15 protein-coding genes are annotated in these 19,632 nt (G+C 63.8%); 9 read left to right on the top strand and 6 right to left on the bottom strand.

Annotation, left to right across the window (positions count from 1 at the left end; all coding sequences use genetic code 11):
• Nucleotides 1-210 precede the first annotated feature (210 nt).
• Nucleotides 211-2,817, top strand: coding sequence for a TonB-dependent receptor plug domain-containing protein (locus Q5Z11_RS15420; RefSeq protein WP_303747209.1), 2,607 nt, complete (start codon nucleotides 211-213; stop codon nucleotides 2,815-2,817).
• Nucleotides 2,818-3,273: 456 nt separating this feature from the next.
• Here Q5Z11_RS15420 and Q5Z11_RS15415 read toward each other — a convergent pair whose 3' ends face one another.
• Nucleotides 3,274-4,158 carry an outer membrane protein assembly factor BamD gene (locus Q5Z11_RS15415; protein WP_282267258.1) on the bottom strand — a complete coding sequence of 295 codons (885 nt, stop codon included), beginning with the start codon at nucleotides 4,156-4,158 and terminating at the stop codon, nucleotides 3,274-3,276.
• 117 nt (nucleotides 4,159-4,275) lie between these two features.
• Between Q5Z11_RS15415 and rluD the strand changes: the two genes are divergently transcribed.
• The 4 genes from rluD to Q5Z11_RS15395 are packed head-to-tail and all read left to right on the top strand — an operon-like array spanning nucleotide 4,276 to nucleotide 6,974.
• Nucleotides 4,276-5,265 carry a 23S rRNA pseudouridine(1911/1915/1917) synthase RluD gene (rluD, locus tag Q5Z11_RS15410; protein WP_303747208.1) on the top strand — a complete coding sequence of 330 codons (990 nt, stop codon included), beginning with the start codon at nucleotides 4,276-4,278 and terminating at the stop codon, nucleotides 5,263-5,265.
• Nucleotides 5,265-6,044, top strand: coding sequence for a peptidoglycan editing factor PgeF (pgeF, locus tag Q5Z11_RS15405; protein ID WP_303747207.1), 780 nt, complete (start codon nucleotides 5,265-5,267; stop codon nucleotides 6,042-6,044). The genes rluD and pgeF overlap by 1 nt, the downstream gene beginning before the upstream one ends.
• 2 nt (nucleotides 6,045-6,046) lie before the next feature.
• Nucleotides 6,047-6,580 (top strand): DUF4166 domain-containing protein, encoded by a 534-nt coding sequence (locus Q5Z11_RS15400; protein ID WP_303750066.1) that lies wholly within the window; start codon nucleotides 6,047-6,049, stop codon nucleotides 6,578-6,580.
• Entirely contained in the window at nucleotides 6,573-6,974 is a 402-nt protein-coding gene (locus Q5Z11_RS15395) for a thiol-disulfide oxidoreductase DCC family protein (RefSeq protein WP_303747206.1), read from the top strand. The genes Q5Z11_RS15400 and Q5Z11_RS15395 overlap by 8 nt, the downstream gene beginning before the upstream one ends.
• Before the next feature lie 166 nt (nucleotides 6,975-7,140).
• Here Q5Z11_RS15395 and otsA read toward each other — a convergent pair whose 3' ends face one another.
• The 5 genes from otsA to Q5Z11_RS15370 form a co-directional block, all read right to left on the bottom strand.
• On the bottom strand, nucleotides 7,141-8,508 hold the full coding sequence (gene otsA / locus Q5Z11_RS15390; protein WP_303747205.1) for an alpha,alpha-trehalose-phosphate synthase (UDP-forming): 1,368 nt from the start codon (nucleotides 8,506-8,508) through the stop codon (nucleotides 7,141-7,143).
• Nucleotides 8,505-10,283 (bottom strand): glycoside hydrolase family 15 protein, encoded by a 1,779-nt coding sequence (locus Q5Z11_RS15385; RefSeq protein ID WP_303747204.1) that lies wholly within the window; start codon nucleotides 10,281-10,283, stop codon nucleotides 8,505-8,507. Before Q5Z11_RS15385 ends, otsA begins: the two co-directional genes overlap by 4 nt.
• 54 nt (nucleotides 10,284-10,337) lie before the next feature.
• Nucleotides 10,338-11,084 carry a trehalose-phosphatase gene (gene otsB, locus Q5Z11_RS15380; protein WP_303747203.1) on the bottom strand — a complete coding sequence of 249 codons (747 nt, stop codon included), beginning with the start codon at nucleotides 11,082-11,084 and terminating at the stop codon, nucleotides 10,338-10,340.
• 215 nt (nucleotides 11,085-11,299) lie between these two features.
• A complete protein-coding gene (locus tag Q5Z11_RS15375; protein ID WP_303747202.1) occupies nucleotides 11,300-12,631 on the bottom strand; it encodes an OmpA family protein in 1,332 nt (443 codons plus the stop codon).
• Nucleotides 12,632-12,892: 261 nt separating this feature from the next.
• Nucleotides 12,893-15,325 carry a TonB-dependent receptor plug domain-containing protein gene (locus Q5Z11_RS15370; protein WP_303747201.1) on the bottom strand — a complete coding sequence of 811 codons (2,433 nt, stop codon included), beginning with the start codon at nucleotides 15,323-15,325 and terminating at the stop codon, nucleotides 12,893-12,895.
• 219 nt (nucleotides 15,326-15,544) lie between these two features.
• On the opposite strand from Q5Z11_RS15370, the gene Q5Z11_RS15365 reads away from it, so the two are divergent.
• The 4 genes from Q5Z11_RS15365 (at nucleotide 15,545) to Q5Z11_RS15350 (ending at nucleotide 19,515) form a co-directional block, all read left to right on the top strand.
• Nucleotides 15,545-16,018: a DUF3574 domain-containing protein gene (locus tag Q5Z11_RS15365; RefSeq protein WP_303747200.1), complete on the top strand. Its 474-nt coding sequence runs from the start codon at nucleotides 15,545-15,547 to the stop codon at nucleotides 16,016-16,018.
• A 55-nt stretch (nucleotides 16,019-16,073) separates the two neighbouring features.
• Nucleotides 16,074-16,967 (top strand): XAC2610-related protein, encoded by an 894-nt coding sequence (locus Q5Z11_RS15360; protein ID WP_303747199.1) that lies wholly within the window; start codon nucleotides 16,074-16,076, stop codon nucleotides 16,965-16,967.
• 64 nt (nucleotides 16,968-17,031) lie between these two features.
• Nucleotides 17,032-18,609: a hypothetical protein gene (locus tag Q5Z11_RS15355; RefSeq protein WP_303747198.1), complete on the top strand. Its 1,578-nt coding sequence runs from the start codon at nucleotides 17,032-17,034 to the stop codon at nucleotides 18,607-18,609.
• A 93-nt stretch (nucleotides 18,610-18,702) separates the two neighbouring features.
• Nucleotides 18,703-19,515 carry a DUF3014 domain-containing protein gene (locus tag Q5Z11_RS15350; RefSeq protein ID WP_303747197.1) on the top strand — a complete coding sequence of 271 codons (813 nt, stop codon included), beginning with the start codon at nucleotides 18,703-18,705 and terminating at the stop codon, nucleotides 19,513-19,515.
• Nucleotides 19,516-19,632 lie beyond the last annotated feature (117 nt).

Here is a 19,632-nt window from a genome sequence, read left to right as displayed (position 1 = left end):
CGTAGCGCAAGCCGCATGGATGACGTGTCTTGTGCCTGCTGACACGTGCTGACAAGAACGAAGTACTTTGCTGCCACGCAGCGAAAAACAGCGGCGAAGTTGGATCGTTAATTTTCCGTCAGGCCGATGCGATTGATGTTCTTCAACGCACCGGCTCAGTAACGGTTCTGAGCGATCAGGACGTGTCCTTCTTCATCTGGAACACGCGAAATGAAAGAGAAATTGATGAACTCCGGTCTGCGCCGGGGCACCTTGGTTGTTGCCATTGGCCTGTCGATCAGCGCTACAGCACTGGCGCAGGAAACCTCAAGCAGTAGCGCAACCAACCTCGACCGCATCGAAATCACCGGCTCGCGCATCAAGCGTGCGGACGTTGAAGGCGCTTTGCCGATTACCGTGATCGGCCGTGAAGACATCGAGGTGAGTGGCAAGGCAACCGTCGCCGACATCCTGCAGAGTTCAAGCTTCAACTCCTTTGGCTCGTTCGTGCCGAGCTCGGGCAGTTCGGCGCAGTCCTTCGCTGGCTTGAGCCTGCGTGGGCTTGGCGAAGGCCGCACCTTGATCCTGATCGACGGGCGCCGCGCGGCGGTATCGCCGTTGACCGGCGAAGGGCAGGACCTGAGCTCGATCCCGGCGGCAGCGGTGGAGCGCATTGAAGTGCTTACCGATGGCGCTTCGGCCATCTACGGCGCCGATGCCATTGGCGGCGTTGTCAACGTGATCACCCGCAAGAACTACGAAGGTTTCCAGGTCAGCGCCGGCATCACTGACAACAAGTACGGCGGTGATGCATCAGAAGGCTCGGTGCTGTTTGGTGCCGCCGGTGAGCGCGGCTCGGTGATGGGTGGTATCTCCTATACGAACCAGAAGATCAGCTTCGTGCGCGACTATCCCTGGTCGGATACGGTGGCTGGTTCCTCGTATTCCAATAATTACCTCAACGTGCTGACGGCCGCTGATGGCAGCACCATTCCAGGCTCCAACCTCTACACCAACAACAGCTCGGTGGTGCCGGGTGGTTGCTCGGGCACCAATTTCTACGAGAGCACCAGCAGCTCGGGCCGTACCAGCTGCCTGTACAACTATGTCGGCGACATGGCTGATACCGCCAGCATCAAGAACAAGAACCTGTTCCTGCGCAGCGAGTACAGCATCGATGATGTCTGGACCGTCAATGCCGATATCTACGTCAACCGCAAGAACAGCGACAGCGTCTATGCGCCGGTGCCAGAGAGCATCTTCGTCAGCGCCGACAGCCCGAACAACACCACCGGCCAGGATGCTTACATCAAGCACCGCTTCGCTGCCTTGGGTAATCGCTTTACCTATACCGACGAGAACAGCCATGACGTCAACCTCAGCCTGCATGGTCAGCTGACCGATAGCACTGCGGTTGATTTCGGCGTACGCAGCAACGAGTCGCGCGCAACCATCACCGGCTACAACTACGTCAATATCCCGGTGGCCGAGAAGTACTTCGAGTCCGGCGAATACAATGTATTTGACCCATACTCCAATTCGGCTGCGGTGCTTGATGCCATTGCCACCACCATCAACCGCAATACCTATTACAAGCAGCAGGAGTTCAATGCACAGCTGACCACCGACCTGTTCGAGTTGCCCGGTGGCGTGTCGGCATTGGCGGTCGGCGGTGAGTACAGCAAGCACGATTACTCGGACATCTACGACCAGCAGTCTGCCGCCGGCAACGTCGGTGGTTCCTCGGGCAACTCGGCCTGGGGTGATCGCACGCTGAGCTCGGCCTATGCCGAGTGGAGCCTGCCGATCTTCAACAACTTCTCGGCGGACGTGGCGCTGCGTTACGACCATTACTCCGACTTCGGCGACGCTACCTCGCCCAAGCTGTCGCTGCGCTACCAGCCGCTGCAGAACCTGACCTTCCGTACCTCCTACGGCGAGGGCTTCCGCGCGCCTACCTTGCAGGCGTTGAACCAGCAGACTGCGTTCTCAGCTGACACGGTGACCGATGAAGCCACCGCGCTGGCTTACGGTCTGGCGGCTTCCAGCTCGATCCAGATCAACGGCTACCATGTCGCCAATCCGGACTTGAAGGCCGAGACCTCCAAGCAGTTCAGCTTCGGCGTGGTGTATGACCCGTTCTCCTGGGCCAACATCACCGTGGACTACTGGAATACCAAGATCGAAAACCAGATCAAGTGGTACTCCGCGCAGACGGTGATCAACCGCACCGAGCTGGGTCAGTTCCTGCCGGACAACCTGTCGGTGGTGCGCAACACCGACGGCTCCATCCAGTCGGTGTACGCGGGCTACGGCAATGAAGGCCTGGTCAAGACCGATGGTGTGGACCTCAACATCCGTACCCAGTTCGACTTTGACAACTGGGGCAAGCTGACGTCGTCGTTGCAAGGCTCCTGGACCCACAGCTACAAGGTCGACAGCCGCTACGGTTCGGACGAGTACGTGGGCACCAGTGGTTATCCGGAATGGCGCGCCAACCTCAATACGCGCTGGGAGCGTGGCGATTGGAGCGTGGCCTGGACCATGAACATGATCGGCTACGAGCCGGGTTATTACGTGGACTATTACCAGGGCGACTACAGCTGCTCCGAGCTGAAGGCCGAGGGTTACGTTAAACGTTGCGGTGGGGCCTACATCACCCATGACCTGCAGTTCGCGTACAACACCCCGTGGAAGGCGAGCATCTCGATGGGCGTGCGCAACCTGACCAACAAGGCGCCGGTGTACGACGTGGCGTACTCGCCGACCAACTTCAACAATTATCTGTACAACGGCTACGGCCGGCAGTTGTATATGCGGTATACGCAGAGCTTCTGAGTTTGAGGTTGTTTGTTTGATGTCGGGCGGCCCTGGAGATTGGGCGAGGGTCTAGTGCACCTCGAGCCGCCGCGATCCGAGCCCCTCTCCCGCGTGCGGGAGAGGGGTTGGGGCGAGGGCAGGGCGGAGTTGTGATGGTGAATTGGGAAGGTTGTTGCCGAAGCTACAACGCTCAAGGCCAAAGCCAAAGCCAAAGCCAAAGCCAAAGCCAAAGCCAAAGCCAAAGCCAAAGCCAAAGCTCCCCCCATCCGCCCTCCGGGCACCTTCCCCCGCAAGCGGGAGAAGGGAATGCCAAAGCGCAAATCAAAGCCCAAAGCCAAAGCCCAAAGCCCAAAGCCAAAGCCCAAAGCCAAAGCCCAAAGCCAAAGCCCAAAGCCAAAGCCAAAGCTCCAAAAAAACCAGAAACAAGAAAGGGGCCGTAAGGCCCCTTTCTGATACCACCACTACCGAAGCAGCTTACTTGCCGCGGTTCATCGTGGCATTGCTCTGGCCGGTGGCCACCGAGCGCTCACCCGCGAACGGGTTCAGCTTGCGGATCATCCACGGGTACTTCGGCCAGTTGCCGGCCAGCCATGGGTGCTCCGGCTGGTTCAGCTGCAGCACGCGGCGGGCGTCGTCGGCCAGGGTCTTGTTGCCCAGGTTGGTGTAGGCCTCGCCCAGCAGCGCTACAGCGTCGTACTGGAAGGCGCTCTGCGGGTAGGTCTCCAGCAGGTAATTGGCGCGACCAACCACTGACACCCAGGCGCCACGGCGGGCGTAGTACAGCGCATCGTCCAGCTCATGCTGGGCGAACACGTCGCGCAATTCGATCATGCGCTGGCGCGCATCGGCGGCGTAGCGGCTGTTCGGGTAGCGCTCGGTGACGATGTTGAAATCGGCATAGGCCTGGCGCGGGGTCGACAGATCGCGACGGCTCGGGTCCAGCGACCATACGCGGCGCAGGAAAACCGTATCGCGGTTGCCGTTGGCAAGACCGCGCAGGTAGTACAGGTACGCGATGTTGCGGTGGGTCGGGTAGGTGCGGATGAAGCGGTCGATGCTCGACACGGCGTCATCGTTCTTGCCGGCCTTGTACTGGGCATAGGCGCTTTCGATCATCGCCTGCTCGGTGTACGGGCCGTAGGGGTACTGTGCAATCAAGCGCTTGAAGCTGGTTTCGGCGCCGGACCAGTTGCCGCCCTCCATCAGCTTGTGGCTCTTTTCGAACAGTTGTTCGACCGGCGCGCCTTCATCGGCGTCCTTCTTGGCGCCGCGATGGCAACCAGTGGCAACGAAGACCAAAACCAGCAGCAGGGCGGTGAGGCGGACGGGCGCGGACAGCAGCGAAGAGCGTCGGATCATGGGTTCAGGGCAGGACGCGGCAGGAATACGAAGGGGCGATGATAGCCTAGTGGCCTGTCCTGCGACTGACTGTTGTCGTCTGGACCCCATAATTTCGTCTTTAGCCGGTCTTTGCCCATGTCCGAGAACACCTCTTCCAGCCCGCGCCACGCGCAGGTTCCCGATTCCGCCGCCGGTCGTCGCTTCGACGCGGTCCTGGCCGAATTGTTCCCCGAATTCTCCCGTTCGCGCCTGACCGAATGGATCAAAACCGGCGCAGTTCTGCTCGATGGCGAGCCCGTGCGCCCGCGCGATCCGGTCCGCGGCGGCGAAATCGCCACCCTGAATGCGGTGCTGGAAGTCGAGGTCCACGCTCTGCCGGAGGACATCCCCTTGTCGGTCCTGTACGAGGACGAACACGTGTTCGTGATCGACAAGCCGGCTGGGCTGGTGGTCCACCCGGGTGCCGGCAACCCGAGCGGCACCCTGCTCAACGCGCTGCTGTTCCGTGACCCGGAGATCGCCAAGGTGCCGCGCGCCGGTGTGGTGCATCGCCTGGACAAGGACACCAGCGGCGTCATGGTGGTGGCCCGTACCGTGCAGGCGCAGACCGCGCTGGTCGAGCAGCTGTCCGCGCGCGAAGTGCATCGCCAGTACCTGGCGGTGGTGGTCGGCGCGCTGGTCTCCGGCGGCACCGCTGACGCCCCGATCGACCGCCATGCGCGCGACCGCCTGAAGATGGGCGTGCGCGAGGACGGCAAGGAGGCGGTGACCCATTACCGCCTGCGCGAGCGCTTCCGCGCCCATACCGCGCTGGAATGCCGTCTGGAAACCGGCCGTACCCACCAGATCCGCGTGCATATGGCGCACCTGAAGCACGCCATCGTTGGTGATCCGCTATACGGCGGCTCGCTGAAGCTGCCCAAGGGCGCCACCGACGAGCTGGTCGCGGCACTGCGCGGTTTCAAGCGCCAGGCCCTGCACGCCGAGACGCTGGAGTTCCAGCACCCGATCACCGGCGAGACGATCAGCAACACCGCACCGGTACCGGCCGATCTGCTGGCGCTGATGAAGGCGCTGCGTGAGGACTCCAAGGCCTTTGCCGAGCGCGAGCGAGGCCGCTGGTAATGGCGGAGGCGAGTCCGCTGTGGCTGGCCGACTGGCGTGCGCCCCCGGGGGTGCGGGCCTTCACCACGATGCGCCATGGCGCCGGCGGCTCGCAGCCTCCGTTTGACAGTTTCAACCTGGGCAACCGGACCGCCGCCGATGGCGACGATCCGGCCCAGGTGCAGCGCAATCGCGACGAGCTGCAGCAGTTGGCGAAGCTGCCTTCGGCGGCGCATTGGCTGCGTCAGGTGCACAGCAGCGTGGCCCTGCGCTTCGACGCTCCACCGCAGGCACAAGGGCAGGACGCCGAACCGACCGCCGATGCCTCGGTGACCTCGGTGCCCGGCGTGGTGCTGGCCATCCTCACCGCTGACTGCCTGCCGGTGGTGTTCGCCGCCCGCGATGGCAGCGAAGTGGCGGCGGCCCATGCCGGCTGGGGTGGGCTGGCGCGCGGTATGCTGGAAAACACCCTGGCCGCCATGCACACGCCCGCTGAGGCGCTGGTAGCGTGGATAGGCCCTGCGGCCGGTCCAGCCCTGTACGAGGTCGGTGTGGACGTGCGCGAGGCCTTCCTGGCGCATTCCAGCGCCGCTGAGCGCCATTTCCTAGCTACCCGGCCCGATCATTGGAAGGTGGACCTGCCTGGGCTGGCACGGCAGCGGCTGGTGGCCGCAGGCATGCAGTCAGCCGCGATCCACGGCGGCGACCTGTGCACCATGGCCGATCCGCAGCGCTGGTTCTCGCACCGCCGCGACCGTCGCAGTGGCCGTATCGCCACCCTGGTGTGGATGGAACCATGAGCTTGCCGCTGTTTGCGCAGGTGCTGGGCCCTGCGTTCGAGCAGCTGGCCCCGCAGGTACGTGCGCTGCACTCGATCCCTGCGCGTCAGCGCTGGAGCGGGCAGGGTGAAGTCCTGCGCGGTCGCCATTGGCTGGTCGCGCCCTGCGCCTGGCTGGCGCGGCTGCCGCCGACCTCCAGCGTGCCGGTTACGGTGGAGTTCATGGTTGATGCCAGCGGAGAACGCTGGAACCGGCAATTCGGACCGGCGCGCATGGCCTCGCGCTTGTGGCAGCGCGATGGGCAGCTGTTCGAGCAGCTTGGCGCGGTGCGTTTCCGTTTTGGACTGCGCGCAGAGGCTGGCCAGATCCTGTGGCGGGCCGAGCGTGTCTGGGCCTTCGGTGTGTTGCCGTTGCCGACGCGCTGGTTCGCGCAGGTGCAATGCCGCGAGCGTGAGCAGGCTGGGCGCTATGAATTCCTGGTGGATGTGTCGATGCCGCTGATCGGCAGGTTGATCCGTTACGAAGGCTGGTTGTTGCCGGGGGGCGCGCATGGCTGAGCCTGCGGTGATCGTGTTTGATGGCGTCTGCGCGCTGTGTAGCCGCTGGGTGCGCTTCCTGCTGCGCTTCGACCGGGCCGGCCGCTACCGGTTCGCGGCGATGCAGGGCGGGCAGGGGCGTGCTTTGCTGGCCACGCATGGGCTGGACCCGGACGATCCTTTGTCGTTCCTGCTGGTCGCCGAGGGTGTGGCGTATACCGACACCGACGCGATTCTGCGGGTGGTGACCGGATTGGGCGGGGCTTGGCGCTTGGCTGGGCTTGCGCGGGTGTTGCCGGCTACCGTGCGCGATCCGGCGTACCGCTGGTTGGCACGGAACCGGTATCGCTGGTTTGGGCGGCATGACAGCTGTTTCCTGCCTACGCCGGAGCAGCGGGGGCGGTTTTTGGATTGAGTGGGTTTGATCAAGGGTCGGTGCGCTAGAAGCTTGCCCTCACCCCAACCCCTCTTCCGCAGGCGGGAGAGGGGCTAGTGCACTACGAGTGCAAGCAATGCGAGCCCCTCTCCCGTTTACGGGAGAGGGGTTGGGGTGAGGGCAAGCTCTTGCCTCTGCTCCAGCCCTAAACCCCCTCCAACGCCAGCAGATAGTCCCGTCGCCAACGATGGATATCATGCGCACGCAGGTGCTCCATCATCGCCCGCCAGCGTTCGATTCGTTCTGAGCGCGGCATGTTCGCCGCCGTCGCAATCGCATCGGCAACACCATCCAGATCATGCGGATTGACCAGCAGTGCCTGCTTCAATTCATCCGCAGCACCGGCCAGCAGTGACAGCACCAGCACCCCAGGATTTTCAGGGTCCTGCGCAGCGATGTACTCCTTGGCCACCAGGTTCATGCCATCGCGTAGAGGCGTTACCAAGCCCACTGCCGCCTGCCGGTAGAACCCGGTCAGCGTGCTGTGCGCGTAGTTCTGATTGACGTAACGCAGAGGCGTCCAGTCGGCCTCGGCATGGCCGCCGTTGATATGCCCGGCCAGACGCTCCAGATCGCCACGCAGCTTGCGATACTCGTTGACGCTGCCGCGCGACACCGGCGCGATCTGCAGGAAGGTCATGTCGCCTTTCTGCTGCGGATAGCGCTGCAGGTAGCGTTCGAAGCCGTGGAAGCGCTCCGGCAGGCCCTTGGAGTAATCCAGCCGGTCCACGCCGATCGCCAGCTTGCGGTGCTGCAGGCTCTGTCGAAGATCGCGCACCGGCTTGTTGCCTGCCGCGCTGCCGGCCTGCCGCGCGATGTGCTCGGTGTCGATGCCGATCGGGAACGCCGAGGTCCGCACGCGCCGGCCCTCCGGGGTCAGGATCCAGTCGCTGTCGATCAGTTGGCCGCCACCAAACAGACGCACATAGGACTGGAAGCGGTCCACGTCGCGGCGGGTCTGGAAGCCAAGCAGGTCATATGAATACAGCGCGGAGAACAGCGAGCGGTGGTCGGGCAATGCCTGCAGCAGGTCGGCCGAAGGCACGGGTACGTGCAGGAAGAAGCCAATCCGGCAGCCCACGCCGCGCTCACGCAGCAGGGCGGCCAATGGGATCAGGTGATAGTCGTGGATCCAGACCGTGTCGTCGTCGCGCAGCAGCGGTGCCAGCGTATCGGCGAACAATCTGTTGACCTTCCAGTAGCCCTCGCGCTTGCGCCGGTCGTAATCCACCAGATCCAGGCGGAAGTGCAGCAGCGGCCACAGGGCCCGATTGGAAAAGCCGTTGTAGTAGTTGTCCAGGTCGCTCTTGGACAGGTCCATCGTCAGGTAGCGGATCGGCCCTTCCTGCGCTTCATGCAAGGCACCGCTGTCGACGTTGACGCTGCGTCCACTCCAGCCGAACCAAAGCCCGCCGCGTTCGCTGAGCGCCGCCAGCAGGCCGGTGGCCAGCCCGCCTGCACGGGTCTCGCCCGGCAGTGCCACCCGGTTGGAGACGACAACCAAACGGCTCACGAAGCCTCCTGCCAGCTGCGCGACAGGCGCATGGCCGCGGTTACCAGGCCCACATGCGAATAGGTCTGCGGGAAGTTGCCCCAGGCTTGGCCGTCAAAGGACAGGTCTTCGGACAGCAGGCCAAGATGGTTGCGTTGTTGCAGGAGGATTTCGAACATCTCCCGCGCTTCATCCAGGCGGCCGATTGCAGCCAGCGCATCGATGTACCAGAACGTGCAGATGGTGAAGCTGGTTTCAGGCTCGCCGAAGTCATCCGGGGCGATATAGCGGTAGAGCGAATTGCCGTGCTTCAAGTCGCGCCCGATGGCTTCGACGGTGGCGATGAAGCGCGCATCCTTGGCATCGATGAAGCCGATGTCGGCCAGCAGCAGCAAGGATGCATCCAGTCGATGGCCCGCAAATGTATCGGTGAAATGGCCAAGCTGTTCGCTCCAGGATTCGTGCATGATCCGCGTGTGGATCTGGTTGGCGCGCTCACGCCAGTAGATCGCGCGGCCTTCGAGTTTCAGGCGGGTGGCGATCTTGGATAGCCGGTCGCATGCGGCCCAACACATCGCGCTGGTATAGGTGTGCACTTCGGTACGGCCACGGAACTCCCACAAACCGGCATCGGGTACGTCATGCAGCGCAAACGCCTGTTCACCGAGCGGCTCGAGACGCGCGAAGGTGTGTGCGTCGCCCGGGTCCTGCAGGCGCTGGTCGAAGAACAACTGGGTGGAGGCAAGCACCACGCTGCCGTAGACATCGTGCTGGCGCTGCACCCAGGCAAGGTTGCCGCGGCGCACCGGCCCCATGTTGCGATAGCCGGACAGAGTCGCCACCTCTTCCTCGTCGAGCTTGGCCTCGAAGCCGATGCCGTACAGCGGCTGCAGGCTGCCGTCGGTGGTGGCCAGGTTGAAGATGTAGCCGAGGAACTGCTCCATGGTGCGGGTAGCGCCGAGCCGGTTGAGCGCGCGTACCACGAAGGCGGCATCACGCAGCCAGCAATAGCGGTAGTCCCAGTTGCGGATGCTGCCAGGCGCCTCCGGGATCGAGGTGGTCATCGCGGCGATGATCGCGCCGCTGTCCTCGTATTGGCATAGTTTCAAGGTGATGGCGCTGCGGATGACCGCGTCCTGCCATTCCAGCGGCACCGACAGGTAGCGCACCCATTCACGCCAGTAGTCGCGGGTACGCTGCATGGCTTCCTGCACATAGCCGCTGAGCGAGCGATTGAGTGACTCGTCCACGCCGAGTACCAGGTGCACACGATGATTCAGCACGAAGGGCAGGGCATCGCGGACGAAGCGCACCGGTACATCGGTGGTCAGCCGCAGCACCAGATCCGGCAGCAACCAACGGATGTGATTGCTGCCCCAGGTGGTTTCGGGTTGGCGCGCACCCCAATCGGCCAGCGGCCGTGCGCGCACGGTGATACGCGGGTTGCCGGAAAGCGGGGTGACCTGGCGGATCAGGCTGAGCGGCCGGTAGAAGCGATCGTTCTGGCGCCAGCGCGGGGCGAAATCGATGATTTCCACTGCGCCGCCATGCGTGTCGCGCAGCACGGTGCGCAGGATCGCGGTGTTTGTGAGATAGGACTGCTCGCTGTCGAGAAAGTCCTCAAGCTCGATGCCGAAGTCACCGCCGGGGTGCTGGTTGGGATTGAGCAGGGCGCAAAAGGCGGGGTCGCCATCGAAGCTGGGCAGGCAGCTCCAGACCACGCGCGCCTGCTTATCTATCAGTGCACCAAAACTGCCGTTGCCAACTACGCCAAGATCGAGGGTGGCGTCTTGCATTGCATTCTCCTTGTTGCGCGAACGCCGCTGGCGCCGCTGTTTCCTCCGGGTGGGTCAGGTAGTGGCTGCGCGCAGCCAAGCGTGTACGGACGTGATGTCGGGCAGTGCAGCCAAGGCATGGCTGCCGCGTCGTTGGCCGACAAGTACGCCAATGCCTTTGAGTTGCTGAGCGGCCTGGAAGCCGTGTTCGTCGGTGAGATCGTCGCCGATGAAGACCGGGCGCCGGCCTTGGAAAGGCGGAGATTGCATCAGTTGCTGCAGGGCGCGGCCCTTGTCGTGGCCGCTGCCGACGAACTCGATCACATGATTGCCTGGTTGCAGACGCACGTCAGGCAGCTGCGGAAGTTGGGCGTTGGCGAATGCAATGACAGCCGCGGCAGCGTCCGGCGCATTGCGCCAGTGCAGGGCCAATGCCTGGCCCTTGTTTTCGATCATGACGCCGGGATGGGCATGCGCCAGTTGCATCGCGCGCTGGTGCAGTGTGTGCAACCAAGCTGCGGTGTCTGCCTGGGCGAGTTCTGCATCGACGGACGTGAGTAATTGCGCGCCGTGCAGGCCAGCCATGGGCAGGCGCAGTGGCGCGAACATCGCTTGTAGTTGGCTGACGGGACGGCCACTGAGCAGCGCCAGCGCGCCACCCAGACGTTGCTGCACGCTGGCCAGCAGCGCGAGCAGGGACGGATCGGGCGCTACCTTGTCCGGATGGTCGGCAAAGGCGAGCAGGGTGCCATCTACGTCGAGAAACAGTGCGTCGTCGTCTGCCAGCGCCGGAGGGGGCGGTCGCTGTAGGTCATCAAGCATGCGGTCACTATGCCGCAGGGTTTGTTACAGGAAAGTCATTTGGGGTGAATGGGGCTTGCTCTACGTGCTTCAAGAGCGCCCTCACCCCAACCCCTCTCCCGTAAACGGGAGAGGGGCTAGTGCACTACGAGCGCAAGCAATGTAAGCCCCTCTCCCGCCTGCGGGAGAGGGGTTGGGGTGAGGGCAAGCCTTTGCTCTTCACCGAATGCAGAACGTTACTTGCTAACCGCAAACTCAATACGACGGTTCTGCGCGCGGCCTTCGTCGGTGTCATTGCTGGCACGCGGCTTTTCCTGGCCATAGCCCTTGGCGGTGAGCGTATCGGCAGCAACACCGAGCTCGGCCAACTTGGCAGCCACCGCATCCGCCCGCTGCTGGCTCAAGGTGATGTTGGCAGCTGCATCACCGGTGTTGTCGGTGTGCCCGCCTACCTCGATCTTCGTGCCTGCAGGTGCCTGCTTGATCGCATTGGCCGCGCTGGTCAGCGTTTCCAGACTGTCGCGGGTGATGGTGGCCGAACCTGTGTCGAAATAGATGTTCATCAGGTTCAAGGCCTTGACCAGATCATCACCGCTGAAGCCGGCCTTGAGTCCAGACAATGCCGCCGCCGCACGATCCCACAGACCACTGATCTCGAAGCCTCCAAACAGACTGCGTAACTTGTCGCTGACAGTGAAACGATCGGCTTCTGCCATGCCGCTGGTATCGATGCTGAGCTTGTCGCCATCGAAACCGAACTTCAGTCCCTTGGCTTTCAGTTCCGGCAACGCGGCGATCAGCTTGTCCAGCCAACCTGCTGGCAGGGTTGCCGGATCGACGCTGATGTTGCCGGCCAGATTGCCTTCACCGAAGTTGGCTTTCAGCGCATCCCACAGGCGGGTCTTGTCGGCCTCGCTGGCGAGCTGGCCACTGACCGTGATCTTGCCGTCGGTGTTGTCGAACCCGAAGCGTGGATTGGCCTGGACCACGGGGGCTGCGGGCTGTGTGCTTGCAACCGGTTCGACTGGCGCGGGCGTAACCACTTCTTCTTTCTTGCAGCTGCGGAACAGCAGGAATGCCGCAAGCAGAAGAATCAGCGGGATCAACCATTTCCAGAACCCGCCCGATGCCTTGGCGGGTACCGTGCCACCACCGCTGTAGCCAGCCGCAGGCGTGGTGGTGCCGAACCAGCGATCGTAATCCGCTGGGCGGGAACTGGGGATGCTGCCGCCAGGCGTCAATTGACCAACGATCTTGGGGAGGAGCCATGCGCCGGCCATGTTGACTGCCGCGGCTGGAATGCCGAGTTTGCTGGCAATACCGCCGGCAAGGTTCTGGCCGAAGCCGGCACTGAACTGGTCCGGTTGCAGGACATTGTCACCGGGGGTGTTGCCTATCCACGACGAAAACAGGCCATCCAGGCCTGCATCGGCAAAGCGTTTCTTCAGGCCGGCAAAGCCGCCGTTGGCAGGATCGAAAATGACATCGACAAGCTGGCGCACGAGGCGCCCCGCATTGTCACCGAGATGAAAGCGGCTGGCCGCTTCGCGAATCAACGACTCGAACATATACGCCTCCGCAGGGGATGAACCGGGCTGAAATGAGCCGGCAGGCGTAAGGAGCGCCTAGCGCTGTTAAAGCTGGATGAATTCGGGGGTTTTTGGGGGAATTGGCTAAAAGCTTCCCCTCTCCCCAACCCCTCTCCCGCAGGCGGGAGAGGGGCTAGTGAGCTACGAGTGCAAGCGGTGCGAGCCCCTCTCCCGCTTGCGGGAGAGGGGTTGGAGTGAGGGGAGGTTTCAAGCAAGCAATCCTCCCCGAAAAGCACCCAATCAGAACGTAAACCGCACCCGCCCATACCAATACGCGCCATTGCTGCCGATCGGCGACAGCACGTCGTACGGCAGGTTGCCGAAGTAGTAGATGTCTTCGTTCGACTTGTCCGGGTAGTTGTCGGTCAGGTTCTGGCCGCCAACAGCCACGCTCCACTGCGGGGTGATGCGGTATTCCACTTCCGCATCCAGTTGCCATTCGGCCTGGTAGGTCTGGGTCGGGATGTAGCCGCCGCCAAAGTCGAACACACGCGTCGCGCTGCCGTAGCGGCTCACGCGGCTGCTCAACGACCACTTGTCATTGACCCAGCTGGCTGCCAGCTGCGCGCGGGTGCGCGGGGCGGCGTCGGTCAGCGTATTGCTCTCTTCCACGCCGAACAGCACGTAGTCCGGGTTCAGTGCCAGCAGCTGCGACGGCGTGGCGACGACATTCTTCAGCTCGGTCTTGGCGTAGCTCCAGGTGCCGGTCAACAGCAGCTCGCCGTCACCCAGCGACTGCCGCCAGTTGCCGACGAACTCGGCGCCACGGGTGCGCGTATCGGCAGCGTTGACGAAGTAGTGCGCGCTTTCCAGACCGCCGATGCCGAACTGCTGCTGCACGAAATCGGTCAGCGCATCGCCAGTGATGCTTTCCGACAAGGCGATGCGGTCATCGATGTCGATCTGGAACAGGTCCAGCGACAGGTCGAAGTGGCTGCCGATCTGGCTGGTGAAGCCCAGGCTGTAGTTGACCGACTTTTCCGGCTTCAGGTCGGTGGCGCCCAGCGCACGTGCGATTGGATTGTTCACCGACAGCAGGCGACCCTGCACCAGCTGGCCACCGGCGGTGTAGCCGGTCGAAGTGGATTCGTAGCCGATCTGGCTCAGCGACGGCGCGTGGAAGTTGTTGGAGATCGAGCCACGTAGCGCGAAAGCTGGCGCAAACGCATAGCGCGCGCCGATCTTGCCGGTCAGCTCGCCGCCGAAGTCCTGGTAGTGCTCATAGCGCGCGGCGATGTCGGTGGAGAACTTCTCGCCGAACGTGGACGAAAGGCTGGTGTAGGCGCTGATCACATCGCGCGACAGATCGGCTTCATCCTGCGGGGTCAGGCCACCGCCGGCCTGCGAGCCGGTCGGGCGGTCGGTGTAGGGGCCGGCTGCATAGCTGGCCGGGTCACCGGCGCTGGTTTCATAACGCTCGTTGCGGCCTTCGATGCCGAAGCCGAGGCTGTGGGTGTCATTGGCGCGCACAAAGATGCGGCCGAAATCGAGGTTGGCCACGGTCTGGGCGAAGCTGAAATCGGCGGTCTTGAAGCGTGTCGGGCTGGTCGGGCCGAGCGAGGCATTGAGCGAGTTGCGCAGGCGGTAGGTGAACTCGTTACGGCCGTGATCGAGGCTGGCGTCGTAGTTCCAGTCGCCGAGTTCGCCACGGGCACCGGCTACCAGCTGCACGTCCAGGTTTTCGCCTTCGGAGATCGGGCGGTAGCCGTTCGGGTACAGCTCTTTCCAGTTGGCTTCGCCGTCCGGGTAGCGGAAGTAGTTGGCGCCTTCGGTATCGCGCTGGTTGTAGGTGCCGAAGGCATAGGCCTTGGAGGCGCTGCCGAACGGGATTTCAGCATTGAACCAGGCGTTGAGGTCCTTGCTGGCGCCATCGCCCAGTGAGTAATTGCGCTTGCCGGCCAGGGCCAGATTGTCCGGGGTCTGCGCTTCCCACGGCGGGATCTGGTCGAAACCGGCACGGTTGGTGGCTTCGCGGTTCTTCAGCTCCAGGCCGACGCGCAGGAAGCCGCCGTCGTCCGTCAGCGCGGTGCCGACCTTGGCGCTGAGGTAGCTGGTCTGGCCGTCGGTCAGGGTGCGGTCGATCGGCTTGAGGTCGGTGTGGTGCGCGCCGAAGCTGGCTTCGATGGCGCCGCCTTCCGGGGCATCGTCGAGGATCACGTTGATCACGCCGGCTACCGCATCGGAGCCGTACAGCGCGCCGGCACCGTCACGCAGCACTTCGATGCGCTTGATCGCGCTGACCGGGATCGCGTTGAAATCAACCGGCGTGGTGCCCTTGCCGATTTTGCTGTCGGTATTGACCAGCGCGCTGTTGTGGCGGCGCTTGCCGTTGATCAGCACCAGCACATGGTCGGGCGAGAGGCCGCGCAGCTGTGCGGCACGGATGTGGTCGGCACCGCCGGAGTTGGACTGGCGCGGGAAGTTGAACGAGGGCAGCAGCGCCTGCAGCGCGCTGCCCAGCTCACCATTGACCACGCCGGCCTTGCGGATGTCCTCGGCGCTGAGCACGTCCACCGGCGAGGTGGATTCCAGCACGGTGCGGTCGACCGCACGGGTGCCGGTGACGATCACCGTGTCCAGGTTGGTGGCCTGCTGGGCATTTTGGGCAAAAGCGGTGGAAGACAGCGCCAGCGCGATGGCCAGGCCGAGCGGGGCCGAGGTGGGACGGGACATGGAAACTCCAGAAACTGTGGGGAAGGCGGGACGTGGGGGAGGCGCGGATGGCGGAAAGGTTTCAGTTAACACTTACATCCATCCGGATGAAGCGATATATTATCTTCGCGTTAACAGCGCCCGGGATGCAAGTCCTGCTGGCAATGGGCTGATAACCAAACGCGATATCCCTTGCGGTGCCTTGGATGCCACCGTGTTGTTCCTGTCCGGAGGTTTTCCATGAAGTTGCACGCTGTCCTGTTGCCCCTGTTGTTTGCCGTTGCCGCCAGTGCCCACGCCGCTCCACCTGCTGCCGAACCTGCTGCCAGTGCCCAATTGCACGGCGATGCCGCGCGACCGGCCGAAGCCGGTGGCTGGGTGCGCAGCGAGCTGTATTTCGGCGTCGGCGAGGAAACCGGGCCGTCGGCACGTGAACAGACCGATGTGATCAGCGATGCGCAGTGGCGCGCCTTCCTCGACAAGGAAGTCACTCCACGCTTCCCCGATGGCCTGACCGTGTTCGATGCCTACGGCCAGTGGCTGTTCCGCGGCGCACCCGAGCCGAACCGACTGCGCACCAAGGTGCTGGTGATCCTGCACGAGGACAGCCCGCAACGCCGCAATGACATCGAAGCCATCCGCCTGGCGTGGAAGCGGGCCACCAAGCACCAGTCGGTGCTGTGGTCGCGGCAGGCGGTGGAGGTTTCGTTCTGATCAGCACTGGATCGGCTAGCCTGCGGGCAGTCGCCAACTGCAGATGAGCTTCTCGATGATGCCCCTGATATCCACGTCCCGCTGCCGCTTTGCCGCCCATGGTCTGCTGGTTGCAGTTTTTTCGCTGCTGGCAGCGCCAGCATTCGCGGCAGATGACAGCGAGATCCGCTTCGAGGTCGCAGCCGGCGTGAGCGCGCATGCGCGCTTGCTCGGCGATGGCAGCGTGGAGGTTGGCAGCAACCGCTCACCAGCGCGGCAGGTGCTGCCTGCGTCCACGAACGAGGAAGGCGGCGGCACGCGCCTGGGCCACGCCGACTACAATTTCGACGGTTACCAGGACCTGGATTCCAGCGCCACGCTGGGTCAGGTCAACGAATCGGTCACGGTTTACCTGTACGAGCCGGGCAGTGGCCAGTTCCGCGCATTGGCCGCACCCGAGGGCCCGGAAATCAGCTGCGAAGGCTTCTGGTCGCTGACCCCGGACCCGGCCACACGCACGTTGAGCAGCAGCTGTCGCAGCGGGCCGATGTGGTACAGCGATATTTACCGCTTTGCGGGCGACAGGGTCTACCTGTACCGCTCGATGCGCAATGCCTTCCTCGATACCGAAGCGCTCGCGCAGGTGTTGGCGCTGGCTGAAGTGGAAGATGCGGAGATCCTCACGGTCTGGAGCACCTGGGATGCCGCAGGCAAGCGACTCGAAACCGCCATCTGGAATGCCTTCGACCCACCGCTGAAGGACGCGCCGATGCCCGGCCGCAGCGCGTCGGTGGTGCCGGACAAGCTGCTGCTGTACAGCAAGGCCGGCGACACCTCGACCAAGCGCTACCTGCTCAAGGGCGACGCCGTCGAACTGCTGGACGAAGCCGATGGCTGGTTGCAGTTGCGCTACCGCAATCCCCATCGTGGTTCGGTGCTTGGCTGGGTGAAACTGCCCACGAACGAATGATCTGTAGCATCCGCACGTAATTTCCCGGCGTTACCATCGCTTCGCTTTCCTGACGATATCCCCCATGAATTCTTCCGCTTCAACATCCCGTCCGCGTTGGTTCGTCGCAGGCGATCTCAACGGCTTCTTCGGCCTGGTGGTCGACAACCTGTCGATCCTCGGCTTCATCGCGATGGCGCTGATCGGCATCTTCCAGTTCCCGGCGGATGTGGTGTTTGGACGCATGTTTCCCGGCACTGCCTTCGGTGTGCTGATCGGCAACCTGATGTACACGGTGATGGCACGCCGCCTGGCTGCCCGCACTGGCCGTGATGACGTCACCGCGATGCCGCTGGGGCTGGATGCGCCAACCAGCATTGGCATGGCGCTGCTGGTGCTGGGCCCGGCCTTTGTCGGCTTCAAGCAGCTGGGCATGGACCCGCAGGCCGCGGCGATGGCGACCTGGAAGCTGGGCATGGCCTCGCTGGTGGTGATGGGTCTGCTCAAGCTGGTGCTGTCCTTCGTCGGCGATGCGGTCACCCGCCATGTGCCGCGTGCTGCGCTGCTTGGCTCGATCGGCGGCGCGGCGCTGACGCTGCTCGGCTTCCTGCCGCTGATCGAGAGCATGCGCCAGCCGCTGGTCGGCCTGGTCACGCTGGGCGTGCTGCTGTACGTGCTGGTGGCACGCGCTGTGGTGCCATTGCGCTTGCCGGGCGTGCTGTTTGCGCTGCTGGTTGGTGTGGCCTTGTACTACGGGCTGGGTGCAGCAGGTGTGCTGACCGGCTTCCAGTGGCCGCCTGCAATCTCCTTCGCCGCGGCCTTGCCGCTGCCCTCGCTGGGCTTCGTCGAGGGCCTGCCGCTGACCGTGCCGTATCTGTCGTTGCTGCTGCCGTTCGGCCTGCTGATGGTGGTGGGCGGCATCAACGTGGCCGAGAGCGCACGCGCCGCTGGTGACGATTACCGCACCCGCGACATCCTGCTGGTCGAGGCCATCGCCACGCTGATCGCCGGCATCTGCGGCGGTGTCGCGCAGACCACGCCATACATCGGCCAGCCGGCCTACAAGCGTTTGGGTGCACGCACCGGTTACACGCTGCTGACCGGTCTGTTCATCGGCATCGGCGGCATGCTCGGCGTCGTTGCCGGGTTGGTGCAGTGGCTGCCGGTGGCGGTGCTGGCACCGATCATCGTCTTCGTCGGCCTCGACATCACCGTGCAGGCCTTCCAGCAGACCAAGCGTGAGCACGCGATCGCGGTCGCGCTGGCCTTCCTGCCGGCGATTGCCTACCTGATCAACATCAAGTTCGGCACGTGGGTGGCGCCGGATGCAGCGGCGGCGTTGTATGCAGCGGTCGACGGCCACGGCCTGTCGGATGTGGCCACGCTGCAGCTGCTGGGCAATGGTTTCATCATCTCGGCGATGATCTGGGCAGCTGCGCTGGTGGCCTTGATCGAGCGTCGCGCTGGCGTGGCGGTCAGCCTGCTGTTCGTGGCTGCCGCGTTGAGTGCGTTCGGCGTGATCCACTCCACCGATCCGCGCGGTGGCATCTACCTGCCATGGCAGCTGGAAGGCCTGCGCCAGGCCATCACCTTGCAGGTGAGCGCTGCCTATGCGGTGTTGGCGGTCGTCATCGGCCTGATGTCGCTGCAGAAACAGCGTTGATGCACAGGGCTTGGCTGTACTGGGTCTGAGCCGCTGGGGGAACCCAGCGGGATAAACAGGGTCACACCATCACATGCAATGAAGGTGCAAGTGATGCAGAAGCGCAAAGCAGTGTGGCCCTGGGCAGTGGTTGGCGTCGTCGCGGTTGGCGGCGCTGGCTGGTGGTTGTTCCGTGATGATGTGGCGCAGCTGCGGCAGGCAACGGCAAACGTTGCTCCGCTGGTGGATAGCCCGGCTACACCGGCTATCCAAGCGCCGGCTACGCCCGCAGCAGCGGCCGAGCCGAAATATCCGCTCGACGTGGCTGCCGATCCGGCTTTGCCGGCGCTGGCCGACAGCGATGCCTCCAGCTGGCAAGCCTTGAACGGATTGTTCCCCGCCGATGCCTTGGCTGTGCTGCTGCGCGAGCAGCTGATCCAGCGCTTGGTGGTGCACGTGGACAACCTCACCCAGCCCAGCCTGCCAGCTGCAGCGATGGCAGTGCGGCCGTTGCCGGGCGCGCTGCAGGTGGAGCAGGGCAGTGCCGGTGGTGAGCAGTTGGCAGCCGCCAATGCCACGCGCTATGCGCCATATGTGGATGCCTTTACCCGCGCCGACGCGGGCGCCGTAGCGGCTGCCTACAGGCGCTTCTATCCCTTGCTGCAGCAGGCCTACCACGATATCGGCCACCCCGACGGCCATTTCAACGACAGGCTGGTGACGGTGATCGACCACCTGCTGCAGACCCCCGAGCCGGCCCGTCCGCTGGCGGTGGAGCCGGACGGCAAGGGCCGCTATCGCTTCGTCGACCCGGCGCTGCAATCGCTGTCGATCGGGCAGAAAGCCCTGCTGCGCATGGATGCCGGCCAGCAACAGGCGGTGAAGCAGCAGCTGCGAGCTTTGCGTGCGGCGATCACGCGCGGCTGAGCCGCGCTGCCGCTTGCGTTCGATCAAGGTTGCGGTGACGGCAGCTGGTGATACTGGAGCGGGATTGCGATTGCAGCTGAACAAGGGCGCTATTCACCCTTGAATCACGCCGTTGCA

Source organism: Stenotrophomonas sp. 610A2, assembly GCF_030549615.1.
Lineage (GTDB): Bacteria > Pseudomonadota > Gammaproteobacteria > Xanthomonadales > Xanthomonadaceae > Stenotrophomonas > Stenotrophomonas pigmentata.
This window is presented reverse-complemented; position numbering and strand designations above follow the sequence as displayed.

What these genes read in the sequence shown, in the direction of transcription:
- Q5Z11_RS15395 (WP_303747206.1), top strand. Translation starts at nt 6,573, where the DNA reads ATGGCTGAGCCTGCGGTGATCGTGTTTGATGGCGTCTGCGCGCTGTGT.
- Q5Z11_RS15355 (WP_303747198.1), top strand. Translation starts at nt 17,032, where the DNA reads ATGAATTCTTCCGCTTCAACATCCCGTCCGCGTTGGTTCGTCGCAGGC.
- pgeF (WP_303747207.1), top strand. Translation starts at nt 5,265, where the DNA reads ATGGCGGAGGCGAGTCCGCTGTGGCTGGCCGACTGGCGTGCGCCCCCG.
- Q5Z11_RS15365 (WP_303747200.1), top strand. Translation starts at nt 15,545, where the DNA reads ATGAAGTTGCACGCTGTCCTGTTGCCCCTGTTGTTTGCCGTTGCCGCC.
- Q5Z11_RS15350 (WP_303747197.1), top strand. Translation starts at nt 18,703, where the DNA reads ATGCAGAAGCGCAAAGCAGTGTGGCCCTGGGCAGTGGTTGGCGTCGTC.
- Q5Z11_RS15375 (WP_303747202.1), bottom strand. Translation starts at nt 12,631, where the DNA reads ATGTTCGAGTCGTTGATTCGCGAAGCGGCCAGCCGCTTTCATCTCGGT.
- rluD (WP_303747208.1), top strand. Translation starts at nt 4,276, where the DNA reads ATGTCCGAGAACACCTCTTCCAGCCCGCGCCACGCGCAGGTTCCCGAT.
- Q5Z11_RS15415 (WP_282267258.1), bottom strand. Translation starts at nt 4,158, where the DNA reads ATGATCCGACGCTCTTCGCTGCTGTCCGCGCCCGTCCGCCTCACCGCC.
- Q5Z11_RS15360 (WP_303747199.1), top strand. Translation starts at nt 16,074, where the DNA reads ATGATGCCCCTGATATCCACGTCCCGCTGCCGCTTTGCCGCCCATGGT.
- Q5Z11_RS15370 (WP_303747201.1), bottom strand. Translation starts at nt 15,325, where the DNA reads ATGTCCCGTCCCACCTCGGCCCCGCTCGGCCTGGCCATCGCGCTGGCG.
- Q5Z11_RS15385 (WP_303747204.1), bottom strand. Translation starts at nt 10,283, where the DNA reads ATGCAAGACGCCACCCTCGATCTTGGCGTAGTTGGCAACGGCAGTTTT.
- Q5Z11_RS15420 (WP_303747209.1), top strand. Translation starts at nt 211, where the DNA reads ATGAAAGAGAAATTGATGAACTCCGGTCTGCGCCGGGGCACCTTGGTT.
- otsB (WP_303747203.1), bottom strand. Translation starts at nt 11,084, where the DNA reads ATGCTTGATGACCTACAGCGACCGCCCCCTCCGGCGCTGGCAGACGAC.